Raw genomic sequence first — 12,169 nt, 5'->3', positions numbered from 1 at the left:
TCATAGATAGGATAAAAAGGAGAATGTATTTTATGATAGATATGCATGTTCATACAAATGCTTCAGATGGAATTTTTTCGCCTACTCAGATTGTAGATTGGGCTTATAAAAAAGGATTAAGAGGAGTGGCTATTACGGACCATGATACAGTAGGTGGAATTTTAGAAGCGGTAGCTGCATCTAAAAAATATGATAATTTTTTACTTATTCCAGGAATAGAATTTAGTTGTATATATGATGAAAAAGAAGTACATGTTTTAGGTCATTTTATGGATTATACTCATAAAGATCTTGTAGAAATTACAAGTCAAATTAAAGAGTATCGCTTTACAAGAATAAAAAAAATGATTCAAAAATTAAAAGATATGAATATCTCTATTGAATTTGAAGAAGTAAAAAAAACAGTACAAGATGGTTCTTTTGGAAGACCTCATATTGCTAGAATACTCGTTCAAAAAGGATATGCAGATTCCATTTCAGATGCTTTTGAGAAGTTTTTAGTCAAGGGAAGACCAGCTTTTGTAGAAAGATTTAAATTATCTGTCAAAGAAGCTATTCATATTATAAAAAAATCAAGAGGAATTCCTACCTTGGCACATCCAGGTTTGTTAGATCCATCTATTTCGATAGATGATTTAATTCAAAAAGGGTTTTTAGGAATAGAAGTATATCATAGAGAACATGACAAACAAGATGAAAAAAGATTCTTAAAAAAAGCAAAAGAATATAATCTTTTTATAACAGGAGGTTCTGATTATCATGATGATCAAAATATGGGAATTCCTACTATAGGAAGTGTAGGTGTTTCTGATGAATTGGTCATGAATATGAAAAATAGTGTTGAATCATTGTAAAAAAAAATATAGAATAAAGATAGTCTAGGATATGAGAAAGGGGAAACAAAATTGACGCAAATTTACGAAAATCCATTAATTACAAGATATGCAAGTAAAGAAATGGCACAAATCTTTTCTTCAGATGAAAAATTTAGTACATGGAGAAAGCTATGGATCGCTCTTGCAGAATCAGAAAAAGAATTAGGAATTCAAATCTCAGATGAACAAATAGAAGAAATGAAAAAATATGAAAATCAAATCAATTATGATGTAGCCATCCAAAGGGAAAAGGAAACAAGACATGATGTAATGGCTCATGTATATGCTTTTGGAGAACAATGTCCCAAAGCAAAACCTATTATTCATTTAGGAGCAACCAGTGCTTTTGTTGGGGATAATACGGATATTATTAATATGAAAGAAGCAATGATTTTAATTCGAAAGAAACTCATCAATTTGATACATAAATTATCAAAATTTGCATTGAATCAAAAAGATATGCCTACTTTAGGCTTTACCCATTTCCAACCTGCCCAGCTCACTACAGTAGGGAAAAGAGCTACTCTATGGCTTATGGATTTATTGATGGACTATGAAGATATGGAACATATTATAGATGATATAAAATTAAGAGGTGTAAAAGGAACAACTGGAACACAAGCAAGCTTTTTAAAATTATTTGATGGAGATCATGAAAAAGTAAAAAAATTAGATAAATTAGTAGCAAAAAAACTTGGATTTTCAGATATGTTTCCTGTAACTGGACAAACTTATTCGAGAAAATTAGATTACAAAATATTATCTATTTTAAGTGGAATTGCTCAAAGTACACATAAAATGACAAATGATATCAGATTATTACAACATTTAAAGGAGATTGAAGAACCTTTTGAATCTACACAAATAGGATCTTCTGCTATGGCATACAAAAGAAATCCTATGAGAAGTGAAAGAGTTGCATCTTTATCTAGATATGTAATGGCAAATGTAATGAATCCAGCTATGACTGCATCAACTCAATGGTTTGAAAGAACATTAGATGATTCTGCAAACAGAAGAATTTCTATTCCAGAGAGCTTCTTAGCTGTAGATGCAATCCTTGAAATTTGTATCAATATTTGTTCAGGACTTGTCGTTTATGAAAAAGTGATTCATCAGCATATTATGAATGAACTTCCATTTATGGCTACAGAAAATATTTTAATGGAGGCTGTAAAAAAAGGCGGAGACAGACAAGAACTTCATGAAAAAATAAGAATGCATTCTATGGATGCAGGAAGAGAAGTAAAAGAAAAAGGAAAAGCAAATGATTTATTAGTCAGAATTGCAGAGGATCAAGCATTTAATTTATCTCATGAAGATATGAAAAAATTGATGGATCCCAAATTATTTATAGGAAGAGCGCCAGAACAAGTATGTGAGTTTATAGAAGAAAATATCAAACCTATTTTGGAAAAATACAAAGACTTGTTAGGAATAGAAGTAGATTTAAAAGTATAATCTATTGACATGAATTGTATTATTGTATATAATTATTTTTAAATATAAATACTTTGATGCATTGAAGGAGAATAGTAAAAGAAAGCAGTTTCACAGAGAGTAAGACGGTGGTGAGAGTCTTATAGCTAAATTCTTTGAACCCGCTCTGGAGCATATGGAAAAACCATTACGAGTAGGTCACGTTAAGACCTAAAAGATGAGCCATTGGCTAATTAGGGTGGTACCGCGGGTAAACTCTCGTCCCTTTTGGGATGAGGGTTTTTTTATATAGAAAAAAAGGAGTGTATGAAATGTCTTTTTTAGAAAAGTGTAAAATATTAAAAAAAGAATCAGAAAATTTAGGGATTGTAGATACAAAAGTGAAGAATGAAGCATTAAAAGAAGTAGCAAAGAGCTTAAAAGAATATCAAGATTACATTTTAAAAGAAAATGCAAAAGATGTAGAGAATGCTGTAAAAAAGAATACAAAAGAAAGCTTAATTGATAGACTTCGTTTGAATGAAGATAGAATAGATGGAATGATTGAAGGAATTCACCAAATTATAGAATTAAAAGATCCAGTATGGAGAAGTAATGAGGTATGGACATTAGAAAATGGGCTTACAATTAGCAAGATGTCTGTTCCATTAGGTGTAATAGGGATTATTTATGAGTCAAGGCCTAATGTAACAGTAGATGCTTTTTCTTTAGCACTTAAAAGTGGAAATTGCATTTTATTAAGAGGGAGCTCTACATCTCTACATTCTAATAAAGCTTTAGTTTATGCTATACAAGAAGGACTTAAGAAAAGTAAAATTTCTCCTAATGCAGTAGCTTTAGTAGATGATCCAGATCGCGCTTTAGTAAAGAAAATGTTAACTTTAAATGAATACATTGATTTGATTATTCCTAGAGGAGGAAAATCTCTTATTGACATGGTTGTAAAAAATGCTACTGTACCAACCATTGAAACAGGAGTTGGAAATTGTCATATTTTTGTAGATGAAAGTGCAAATTTAGAAAAAGCTCTAGATATTATTGAAAATGCAAAAGTACAAAGACCTGGAGTATGTAACGCTTGTGAGAGTATTTTAATCCATCAAAATATTGCACAAACTTTTTTACCAAAGCTTTATGATAGATTACATGAAAGAGTGGAATTAAGAGGATGTGAAAATACTCAAAGAATTATTTCTGTAAAGGCTGCAAGTGATGAAGATTGGGCAGAGGAGTATTTAGATTATATATTAGCAGTAAAGGTAGTAGAGGATATAAATGAAGCCATTGATCATATTAGAAAATATGGAACAAAGCATTCAGAATCTATTTTAACAGAAAAATTAAAAAATGCTAATGATTTCTTAAGAAAAGTAGATGCTGCAGCTGTATATGTAAATGCTTCTACAAGATTTACAGATGGAGGAGAATTTGGATTTGGAGCAGAAATGGGTATTAGTACTCAAAAAATGCATGCGCGCGGACCTATGGGACTGAATGAGTTGGTAACTGTAAAGTATACCATTTTAGGAAATGGACAAATTAGAGGATAGAGGGATAGTTATGATCAATGAAATTATGAAAGAAGCTAGAAAAATTGTTATTAAAATTGGAAGCAATACTATATCTAATGTAGATGGAACCATTAATAAGAATTTTTTAAAAAAATTATGTGAACAAATCCACTATTTAAGAAGTCTTGGAAAGCAAATTGTGATTGTATCATCAGGAGCAAGAATTGCAGGAGTTGCAACTATAGGCAAATGGAAAAGAAAAGGAGATATCCATTACAAACAAGCCCTATGTGCTATTGGGCAAGTAGAGCTTATGGATTCTTATCGAAAAGCTTTTGTAGAATATGATATTCATATTGGACAGATGCTTCTTACAAAAGGAGATTTAACAGATAAACATAGAACACTGAATATAAGAAATACCCTTTTTACATTAGTAGATGAGGGAGTTGTTCCAATTATTAATGAAAATGATACAGTGAGTGTAGATGAAATTAAAATAGGAGACAATGATACTTTATCTGCACTAACTGCAAATCTTTGGGATGCAGACTTACTCATTATGTTTAGTGATATAGATGGAGTATATGATAAAAATCCAAAGGAATATAAAAATGCAGTTCTTTTAGAGAAGGTCACAAATATTGATCACTTAGTAAAAAATATTCAAATGGGAGAGGTAAATTCCTTTGGAACAGGAGGAATTGCTACTAAAATTGAAGCGGCTCGAAAAGTGAATCAATATGGCATTCCTATGGTGTTGACAAATGGACAACATGAAGATGTACTTAAAAAATTATTAGAAGGAAAACAAAAGGCAACACTATTTATTACCAAATAGATAAGAATATATGCTGTCCCTCTATCTTAAAATTTAAATAGAGGAACGGCATTAATTTTGTAAAACTATATATTCTATGTGCTCATTATGATATAATATGCTTTGTGTAGAAAATATATTTATTGGTATTATTTATGATAATAGAGTAATACTAATGAAAAAGCAATCGGAGGAAATATATGTTAACTACATCCATTGCAAGGATAGATAAAAGAACAAAAGAACTTGTAAATAGATTAAATTCAGGTGAAATCGCAGTGATCAATCATAAAGATTTAGATGAAGTAGCAGCAAACTCTTTAGTTATGTGTAAGCCTCGTATGGTTATTAATGCGGCAGAATCTATTAGTGGAAGATATCCTAATTTAGGACCTGAAATTTTAGAAAAAGCGGGTATTCCTATACTAGATCATGTAGGAGAAGAGGCTTTTGACAAAATTAATGAGGGAGATCTTTTAGGTATTAAAGATAATGAAATTTATTTAAATGATCAATGGATTGGAAAGGGCACCTTACTTACAAGGGAGCTCATAAAAAAAAGATTAGAAGAAACAAATGAAAATTTTGAAAATGAATTAGATAAATTTATAGAAAATACATTAGAGTATGCAAAAAAAGAAAAAGATATTTTACTTGGAAATTTAAAAATTCCAAAAGTAAAGACAAAATTTAAAGAAAGACATACTTTAGTGGTAGTAAGAGGTCAAAACTATAAAGAGGATCTACATGCCATTCGTTCTTATATTGAAGAATTTAACCCTATTTTAATTGGAGTAGATGGGGGCGGAGATGCTTTATTAGAGTTTGGATATGTGCCAGATATGATTGTAGGAGATATGGATAGTGTATCGGATGAATGTCTAAAAGCATGTAAAGAAATTGTAGTACATGCTTATACCAATGGAAAAGCTCCAGGCCTTCAGAGAGTAACAGAGTTAGGTCTTGATGCGGTAGTTTTTCCAGCACCAGGAACTAGTGAAGATATTGCCATGCTTCTTGCATTTGAGAATCAAACAGAACTTATTGTAGCTGTAGGATCTCATTCCAATATGATAGATTTTTTAGACAAAGGTAGAAGAGGAATGGCCAGTACATTTTTAGTTCGATTAAAAGTAGGTTCTAAGCTTATTGATGCAAAAGGGGTCAATAAGTTATATAGAGAAAGTGTTAAAATAAAACATTTTGTTGGACTAGCTTTTGGAGCGATGATTCCTGTATTTATTGTAGCAGCTTTATCTCCAGCAGTACAGCAGCTCTTTAAGTTACTTATTATTAAGTTAAAATTTGTTTTTCCAATGGAATTTTTAGGGAGGTATCACATTTGGTAATCAATTTAAAATATTATGTCATTACGATTGTGGCAATATTTTTAGCCCTAGGAATAGGATTATTTATAGGAATTATGTTAGATGGTCAAGATTTAATTGTACAGCAGCAACAACAAATGGTGTCTCAGCTTGAGAAGAAGTTTGATGAATTCAAAGTGAAACAAGATGCCTTGCAAGAAAAGATTGATATTTTAAATAAAAATAAAGAAAACAATGAAAAATTTTTAAATAATATATATCCTGTCATTGTAAAAGATCAATTACAAGGATTAAATGTTGTGATTGTAGAGACAACAGAACATTATGATTATTCTACTTTGACAGATGCTTTTTATAAAGCAGGAGCAAATAATGTCACAAATGTTTTGATTAATGATTCTTTTATGTTAGGAGAAACAAAAGATTCATCTAATTTAATAAAAGAATTTAATCTTACAACAGATTCAGACGAATCTTTACAAGTTCAATTGACAAAAAGATTGTGCAGTGCTGTTACTTTAGGAAATGATATGGAATTTATAAACAAACTCAAAGAGAAAAAAATGATTGATTATACAGGAGAAATTATTCCTCATCCAGGATATGTTGTAATTGGGGGAGGAAGTGTAGATGAACAAAGAAATGTTTTAAAAGATATAGATACTCCAATGATCAATTTTTTAAAAAGTTCAGACATTCCTACCATAGCGGTAGAAAGACTTGATGTAGCATATTCAAATATTGCAGAATATAAAAAATTAAGAATTTCTACTGTAGATAATGTAGATACTTTGATTGGAAAGATTTCTATGCTTATGGTAGTGGGTGGACAAGAAGGCCATTTTGGGGAAAAAGAAACAGCAGAAGGTTTTATTCCGCAAGGATTTAAAACAAAGGAATAGGAGATGATTAAGTGTCTCAGTGGATTACTGCTTTAGTACCAACATACAACGAAGAAGATAAAATTAAAGAAACCATTGAAGGAATTCAAAAGTGTCAATATATAGATAAAATTGTAATTGTAGATGATGGATCGATAGATCAAACAGTGAATGTAGTAAAGGATACAAAAGCAGAAGTTTATAGTCTCCATAAAAACCAAGGAAAAGGAGCTGCCCTTACCTATGGAATACAAAAGGTAATAGATGAAAGTAAGATTATCATCTTCTTAGATGGAGATTTAGGAGCAAGTTCTATGGAAGCAGATAAATTGGTGCTACCTATTTTAGAAGGAACAGCAGATGTAACCATTGCAAGATTTCCATCGGCTAAGAAAAAAGGTGGATTTGGACTTGTGAAAAATCTTGCTAGATATGGAGTAAAACATTATACAGGCCATACGATCTATACTTCTTTATCTGGTCAGCGTGCATTTAAAAGTGAAGTTTTAAAAAAATTAGGACCTATTCCTTCCGATTATGGAGTAGAAGTAGGAATGACTATTGATATATTAAATATGGGTTATAAGATTAAAGAAGTAGATGTAACTATGACTCATAGAGAAACAGGTAGAGATTTAAAAGGATTTATTCATAGAGGAAAGCAATTTCACCAAATACTATCTACGTTACTCAAAAAAAATAAAGAGGTGAAGAAGTAATGTGGATGAATATTATTTTTATGATTTTAGGTTTTTTAATTACTCTATTTTTAACTCCTATGTGTCTACATTTACTTTGTGAAGGAGAATGTATTCGAAAAAACTATAAAGGAGAAGATATACCTGTAAGTGCAGGAATTGTATTTATACCTGTCATTGTAATTTTGATTATATTTTCTTTACTTTTTCAATCAAAAGAGATATTATTTTCATTTTTATTTTTATCAGGGGCTTTAGGAATGGGATTGGCAGGACTTATGGATGATCTTTTAGGAAATAGAAATGTTACAGGACTTAAAGGACATATCAAAATGATGTTTAAAGGGAAATTAACGACAGGAGGCTTTAAAGCAGCTTTTGGAGGTTTAATTGCCCTTACCATTAGTATGATTCTTTCAAAAGATTATACGAATATAATCATCAATACCATTCTTATTGCTTTATTTACAAATTTTATAAACCTATTAGATTTGCGCCCGGGAAGAGCAGCAAAAGGTTTTTTGCTAAGTGCAGTTGTATTACTTATACAACCTATGGCTCAAATTTTTAGAATGCTTTTGTTAGGAGTTATGGGAGCGTCTTGTGCATATATTCCTTATGATTTAAAAGCCAAAACTATGATGGGCGATGTAGGATCAAATATCCTAGGAATTTCTTTAGGAATTACATGTGCTACTTTAAGCTTTAAAATAAGAGTGATAGCATTGATATTTTTAATTGGTATTCATATTTATACAGAAAAATATTCCTTAACCAAAACCATTGAAAAAGTAAAAATATTAAAGTTTTTAGATGAATTAGGTAGATGATCCAGTCTGCCTTTTTTAATATAAGGAAAGAAGGGAAAAAATTGATTGGAATCAAAATAGGAAAGGTTATTCAAATTTTGAAAGAGAATGAAAATAAAACGGAAGTATTGGTAAAAATAAAAGATAAAGAATATAAAGCCATCAATTATAATCGATTAACAGGAAAAATTGATTTGGAAGATGAGCTTATTTTAAATACTACTGCACTAGATTTAAGTCTAGGAACAGGAGGATATCATTTTGTCATTGCTAATTTAAGTCATCCAACCAAAGATTTAAGTGAAGGAGGACATATTATGAAACTTAGATATTCTCCTTATCAGTTAAAGGTTTTTGCATCAGAAGAGCAAGATAGTGAAGATCATGATATTTTTAACCAATTTGAATCTTTAGAAGGTATGCCTGTTATTGTAGGTACATTACATAGTATGCTTCCAGCTATTGTGGAAGTTTTAAAAACATTAAAAGAAGACATAAAAATTACTTATATTATGACAGATGGCGCAGCATTACCTATTGACTTAAGCAATATGGTGACAAATTTAAAAGAAAATAAAATCATTCATAAAGCTATTACCATAGGCAATGCCTTTGGTGGAGATTTAGATTGTGTAAATATTTATAATGGTTTGATTGCTGCAAAGGAAATTACAAAATGTCATATAGCAGTAGTCACAATGGGTCCTGGAATTGTAGGTACAGGAACAAAATTCGGTTTTACTGGAGTTGAACAAGGCAATATTATTGATGCAGTCAATGATTTAGGAGGAATACCTATTGCAGTTCCTAGAATGAGCTTTGCAGATCAAAGAAAAAGACATCAAGGGATTAGTCATCATACTCTGACAGTTTTAAATACAATTGCTAAAACAAAAGCTATTGTAGGCCTTCCTAAGCTAGAAAAAGAAAAAAGTGAATACATAAAAGACCAATTAAAACATACAACTATTTTATCCAAGCATAAAATAGTTTATGAAGATTGTGAAGAAATATACAGTATTTTAAAGCATTCCAACTTAAACATGAGAACTATGGGAAGAAGTTTTGAAGAAGAAAAAGAATATTTTATCACTTGTGGACTTTGTGCAAAGATTGCTTTGAAAATTTTAGATGATCCTCAATCAAATTTTCTAGAGTAGTATATTGATTCGATAGATCTTCTAACAATTCTAGTAATTCGTAAACTTTACCTACACAAAAAAGATGATTATGAAAAACCATTTTATACATTTTATCAAATCCTTTACAATAAAGTTTAATTCAATATATGAAAAGTTGTCCTAAAATATTCCTAAAGGAGGATCAAAATGATACCAAAAGAGGAAACTATAAAGACAGACATGATTTATAAAGGAAAAATAATCAATTTAAGAGTAGATACTGTAAAATTACCAGATGAAAAGTCAGGAACAAGAGAGATCATAGAACATCCTGGAGCAAGCTGTATTGTGCCTATTACAGAGAACAAAAAAATTATTATGGTAAAACAATTTAGGAAACCTATAGAAGAGATTTTAATAGAGATTCCTGCTGGAAAATTAGATGAAGGAGAAGATCCTTATGATTGTGCCATAAGAGAATTAAAAGAAGAAACTGGATATACAGCTCAAAATGTAGAATATTTATTTAGCTTTTATACATCAGCAGGATTTTCTAATGAAATGATTTATTTATATGTGGCAAAAGATCTAATTTTAGGAGAAGCAAATCCTGATGAGGGAGAGTACATAGAAGTAGAGGAATATTCTATAGAAGAGCTTTTAGAAATGATTTATAATGGACAAATTAAAGATTCAAAAACAATTATGGGGATTTTGGCTGTAAAAGACAGTCTTTTAAAAAAATAGGACAAATTTAAATAGACAAGTCATATTCTCTCTTTCTTATGCATAATATTTTATATACATTGCTGAGGAAGGGGGTTTTTCTTTGTTTAAGAAATTTAATAATATTGCTTTAAAGCATATACAGGGAAATGCCATGATCTATTTTTTTGTATGTATGTTTTTTATTATAGGGATTTCATCTGGAGCTTTTACTGTGAAAGCATTAACAGATCCTCAAAAACAAGAATTGATTCAATACATGAAGGGATTTTTTCAAATTTTAAATAAAGATTCTATTGAATCACTTGCAATACTTAATCAATCTTTAAGTAACAATTTACAAACAGTCATTCTGATTTGGATTTTAGGAGTTACAGTAATTGGGATGCCTCTTATATTGATTTTGGTAGGAATAAGAGGTTTGATTATTGGGTTTACGGTAGGATTTTTTATAGAGCAACTTGGACTTAAGGGAATAGCTTTTGCACTGGCTTCTGTATTTCCTCAAAATTTATTTATTATTCCTAGCATCATTGCCATATCTGTGATCGCTATTAGTTTTTCAAAGATGCTACTTAGACTAAAATTCAATAAGTCTCATTCATTGCATAATAATACATTTAAGCAGTTTATTCTTTATAGTACTATTAATGGAGCTATATTTATAGTTGTCATTTTAGGGTGTGTGGTCGAAGCTTATATTACACCTGTATTTATGAAGGTAATTGCAGGATATATGTAATGAGGAGGAGGAATATGAATAAATCTATAGGGCTTTTTGTAAAAATATTATTGATTTTAATTATATTTTCATTATTACTACCCCAACTTATAGATCAATTGGCAAGACTATGGACTATAGAAAAAAGGGGAGGACCTCCTAGTGGAAACAGTACATTTGTATCAGGTTCATATATTGAAGAAAAAAATTTTAAAGAAAATCTATATTTTATGATAAAATATTTATTGAAGTAAAAATTTATTTACCATCAGATAAAAAGCATAGAACAAAGGAGATAAAGCTTATGGATACTTACTTAGATGGTTTTACTCGATATTTACAATATGAAAGAGAACTGTCTAACAACACTTTAGAATCCTATAAAAGGGATATTCATCAATTTGTAGATTTTTTAAAGGGAAAAGAAATTATAAAAATGGATCAAGTGAATAAAACAATGGTCATCACATATTTACTGTATTTGAAAAAAAAAGGAAAAGCTACTTCTACCATAGCTAGAAATTTAGCTTCTATTCGGTCTTTTTGTCAATATCTTGTGTATGAAAAATACATGGATAAAGATCCTACCTTTCAGCTTGAGTCTCCTAAAGCACAAAAAAGACTTCCAGAAGTACTCACACTAAAGGAGGTAGAGCTTTTATTATCTCAACCTGACCATACTGAGAAAGGAATAAGAGACAAAGCTATGTTAGAACTTTTATATGCAACAGGCATAAGAGTTTCTGAATTAGTAGCTTTAAATATTTTGGATATAAACATTGAAATGGATTATATAAAATGCTGTCATACACAAACTAAGGAAAGAATTATTCCTATAGGAACCATTGCAAAAAAAACTTTAGAAGAATATATAATGCATGTTCGGAACAATCTTATAAAAGAAAAAGAAGAGGCTTTATTTGTAAATTATCAAGGAAAGAGATTGACTAGACAAGGTTTTTGGAAGATCATAAAGAAATATACTCAAAAGGCTGAAATTAATAAAAAAATTACACCTCATACATTAAGACATTCTTTTGCTACACACTTGATTCAGAATGGAGCGGATTTAAAATCTGTTCAAGAGATGCTTGGACATTCAGATATATCTACTACACAAGTTTATACTCTTCTTACAAAAAATAAAATAAAAGAAGTTTATGAAAAAACACATCCTAGAGCCTAAATCGGCTCTTTTTTTTGTGCATAACAAAAGTTATAGATGGAAAAGATAAGATT

General features: G+C 30.1%; 13 protein-coding genes and 1 other annotated feature. All 13 genes read left to right on the top strand.

Translation table 11 applies throughout. The annotated features are described in order from the left end of the window. Positions 1–32: 32 nt before the first annotated feature. The 13 genes from BN2409_RS14785 to xerD all read left to right on the top strand — a co-directional run bounded on the left by BN2409_RS14785 (position 33) and on the right by xerD (position 12,116). A complete protein-coding gene (locus tag BN2409_RS14785) occupies positions 33–854 on the top strand; it encodes a PHP domain-containing protein (RefSeq protein WP_199873056.1) in 822 nt (273 codons plus the stop codon). 51 nt (positions 855–905) lie between these two features. Then, on the top strand, positions 906–2,336 hold the full coding sequence (gene purB, locus BN2409_RS14780) for an adenylosuccinate lyase (RefSeq protein ID WP_110943164.1): 1,431 nt from the start codon (positions 906–908) through the stop codon (positions 2,334–2,336). A gap of 52 nt (positions 2,337–2,388) precedes the next feature. After that, positions 2,389–2,584 (top strand) — a binding site (T-box leader). Positions 2,585–2,626: 42 nt separating this feature from the next. Beyond that, positions 2,627–3,865 (top strand): glutamate-5-semialdehyde dehydrogenase, encoded by a 1,239-nt coding sequence (locus BN2409_RS14775; RefSeq protein WP_053957375.1) that lies wholly within the window; start codon positions 2,627–2,629, stop codon positions 3,863–3,865. Beyond that, positions 3,846–4,667 carry a glutamate 5-kinase gene (proB, locus tag BN2409_RS14770; RefSeq protein WP_242847973.1) on the top strand — a complete coding sequence of 274 codons (822 nt, stop codon included), beginning with the start codon at positions 3,846–3,848 and terminating at the stop codon, positions 4,665–4,667. The genes BN2409_RS14775 and proB overlap by 20 nt, the downstream gene beginning before the upstream one ends. Before the next feature lie 179 nt (positions 4,668–4,846). Further along, positions 4,847–5,995 carry a putative cytokinetic ring protein SteA gene (gene steA, locus BN2409_RS14765; RefSeq protein ID WP_053957373.1) on the top strand — a complete coding sequence of 383 codons (1,149 nt, stop codon included), beginning with the start codon at positions 4,847–4,849 and terminating at the stop codon, positions 5,993–5,995. Next, a complete protein-coding gene (locus BN2409_RS14760; RefSeq protein WP_053957372.1) occupies positions 5,989–6,876 on the top strand; it encodes a copper transporter in 888 nt (295 codons plus the stop codon). Before steA ends, BN2409_RS14760 begins: the two co-directional genes overlap by 7 nt. Positions 6,877–6,887: 11 nt before the next feature. Beyond that, on the top strand, positions 6,888–7,574 hold the full coding sequence (locus BN2409_RS14755) for a glycosyltransferase family 2 protein (protein ID WP_053957371.1): 687 nt from the start codon (positions 6,888–6,890) through the stop codon (positions 7,572–7,574). Then, complete coding sequence (locus BN2409_RS14750; protein WP_053957370.1) at positions 7,574–8,383, top strand: MraY family glycosyltransferase; 810 nt, start codon at positions 7,574–7,576, stop codon at positions 8,381–8,383. The genes BN2409_RS14755 and BN2409_RS14750 overlap by 1 nt, the downstream gene beginning before the upstream one ends. Further along, the gene (locus tag BN2409_RS14745; protein WP_199873055.1) at positions 8,380–9,522 is read left to right on the top strand and encodes a DUF3866 family protein; all 1,143 of its coding nucleotides are present in this window, start codon (positions 8,380–8,382) and stop codon (positions 9,520–9,522) included. The genes BN2409_RS14750 and BN2409_RS14745 overlap by 4 nt, the downstream gene beginning before the upstream one ends. 168 nt (positions 9,523–9,690) lie before the next feature. Further along, positions 9,691–10,230 carry an NUDIX domain-containing protein gene (locus BN2409_RS14740; protein WP_053957369.1) on the top strand — a complete coding sequence of 180 codons (540 nt, stop codon included), beginning with the start codon at positions 9,691–9,693 and terminating at the stop codon, positions 10,228–10,230. Between the two features lie 82 nt (positions 10,231–10,312). Further along, entirely contained in the window at positions 10,313–10,951 is a 639-nt protein-coding gene (gene spoIIM / locus BN2409_RS14735; RefSeq protein ID WP_053957368.1) for a stage II sporulation protein M, read from the top strand. A 14-nt stretch (positions 10,952–10,965) separates the two neighbouring features. Then, positions 10,966–11,184, top strand: coding sequence for a hypothetical protein (locus BN2409_RS14730; RefSeq protein WP_053957367.1), 219 nt, complete (start codon positions 10,966–10,968; stop codon positions 11,182–11,184). Between the two features lie 50 nt (positions 11,185–11,234). After that, positions 11,235–12,116, top strand: coding sequence for a site-specific tyrosine recombinase XerD (gene xerD / locus BN2409_RS14725; protein ID WP_053957366.1), 882 nt, complete (start codon positions 11,235–11,237; stop codon positions 12,114–12,116). Positions 12,117–12,169: the final 53 nt, after the last annotated feature.

It is taken from the genome of Inediibacterium massiliense (assembly GCF_001282725.1).
Classification (GTDB): domain Bacteria; phylum Bacillota; class Clostridia; order Peptostreptococcales; family Thermotaleaceae; genus Anaerophilus; species Anaerophilus massiliensis.
The sequence above is the reverse complement of the archived record's forward strand: the minus strand, read 5'-3'. Positions and strand labels throughout refer to the sequence as shown.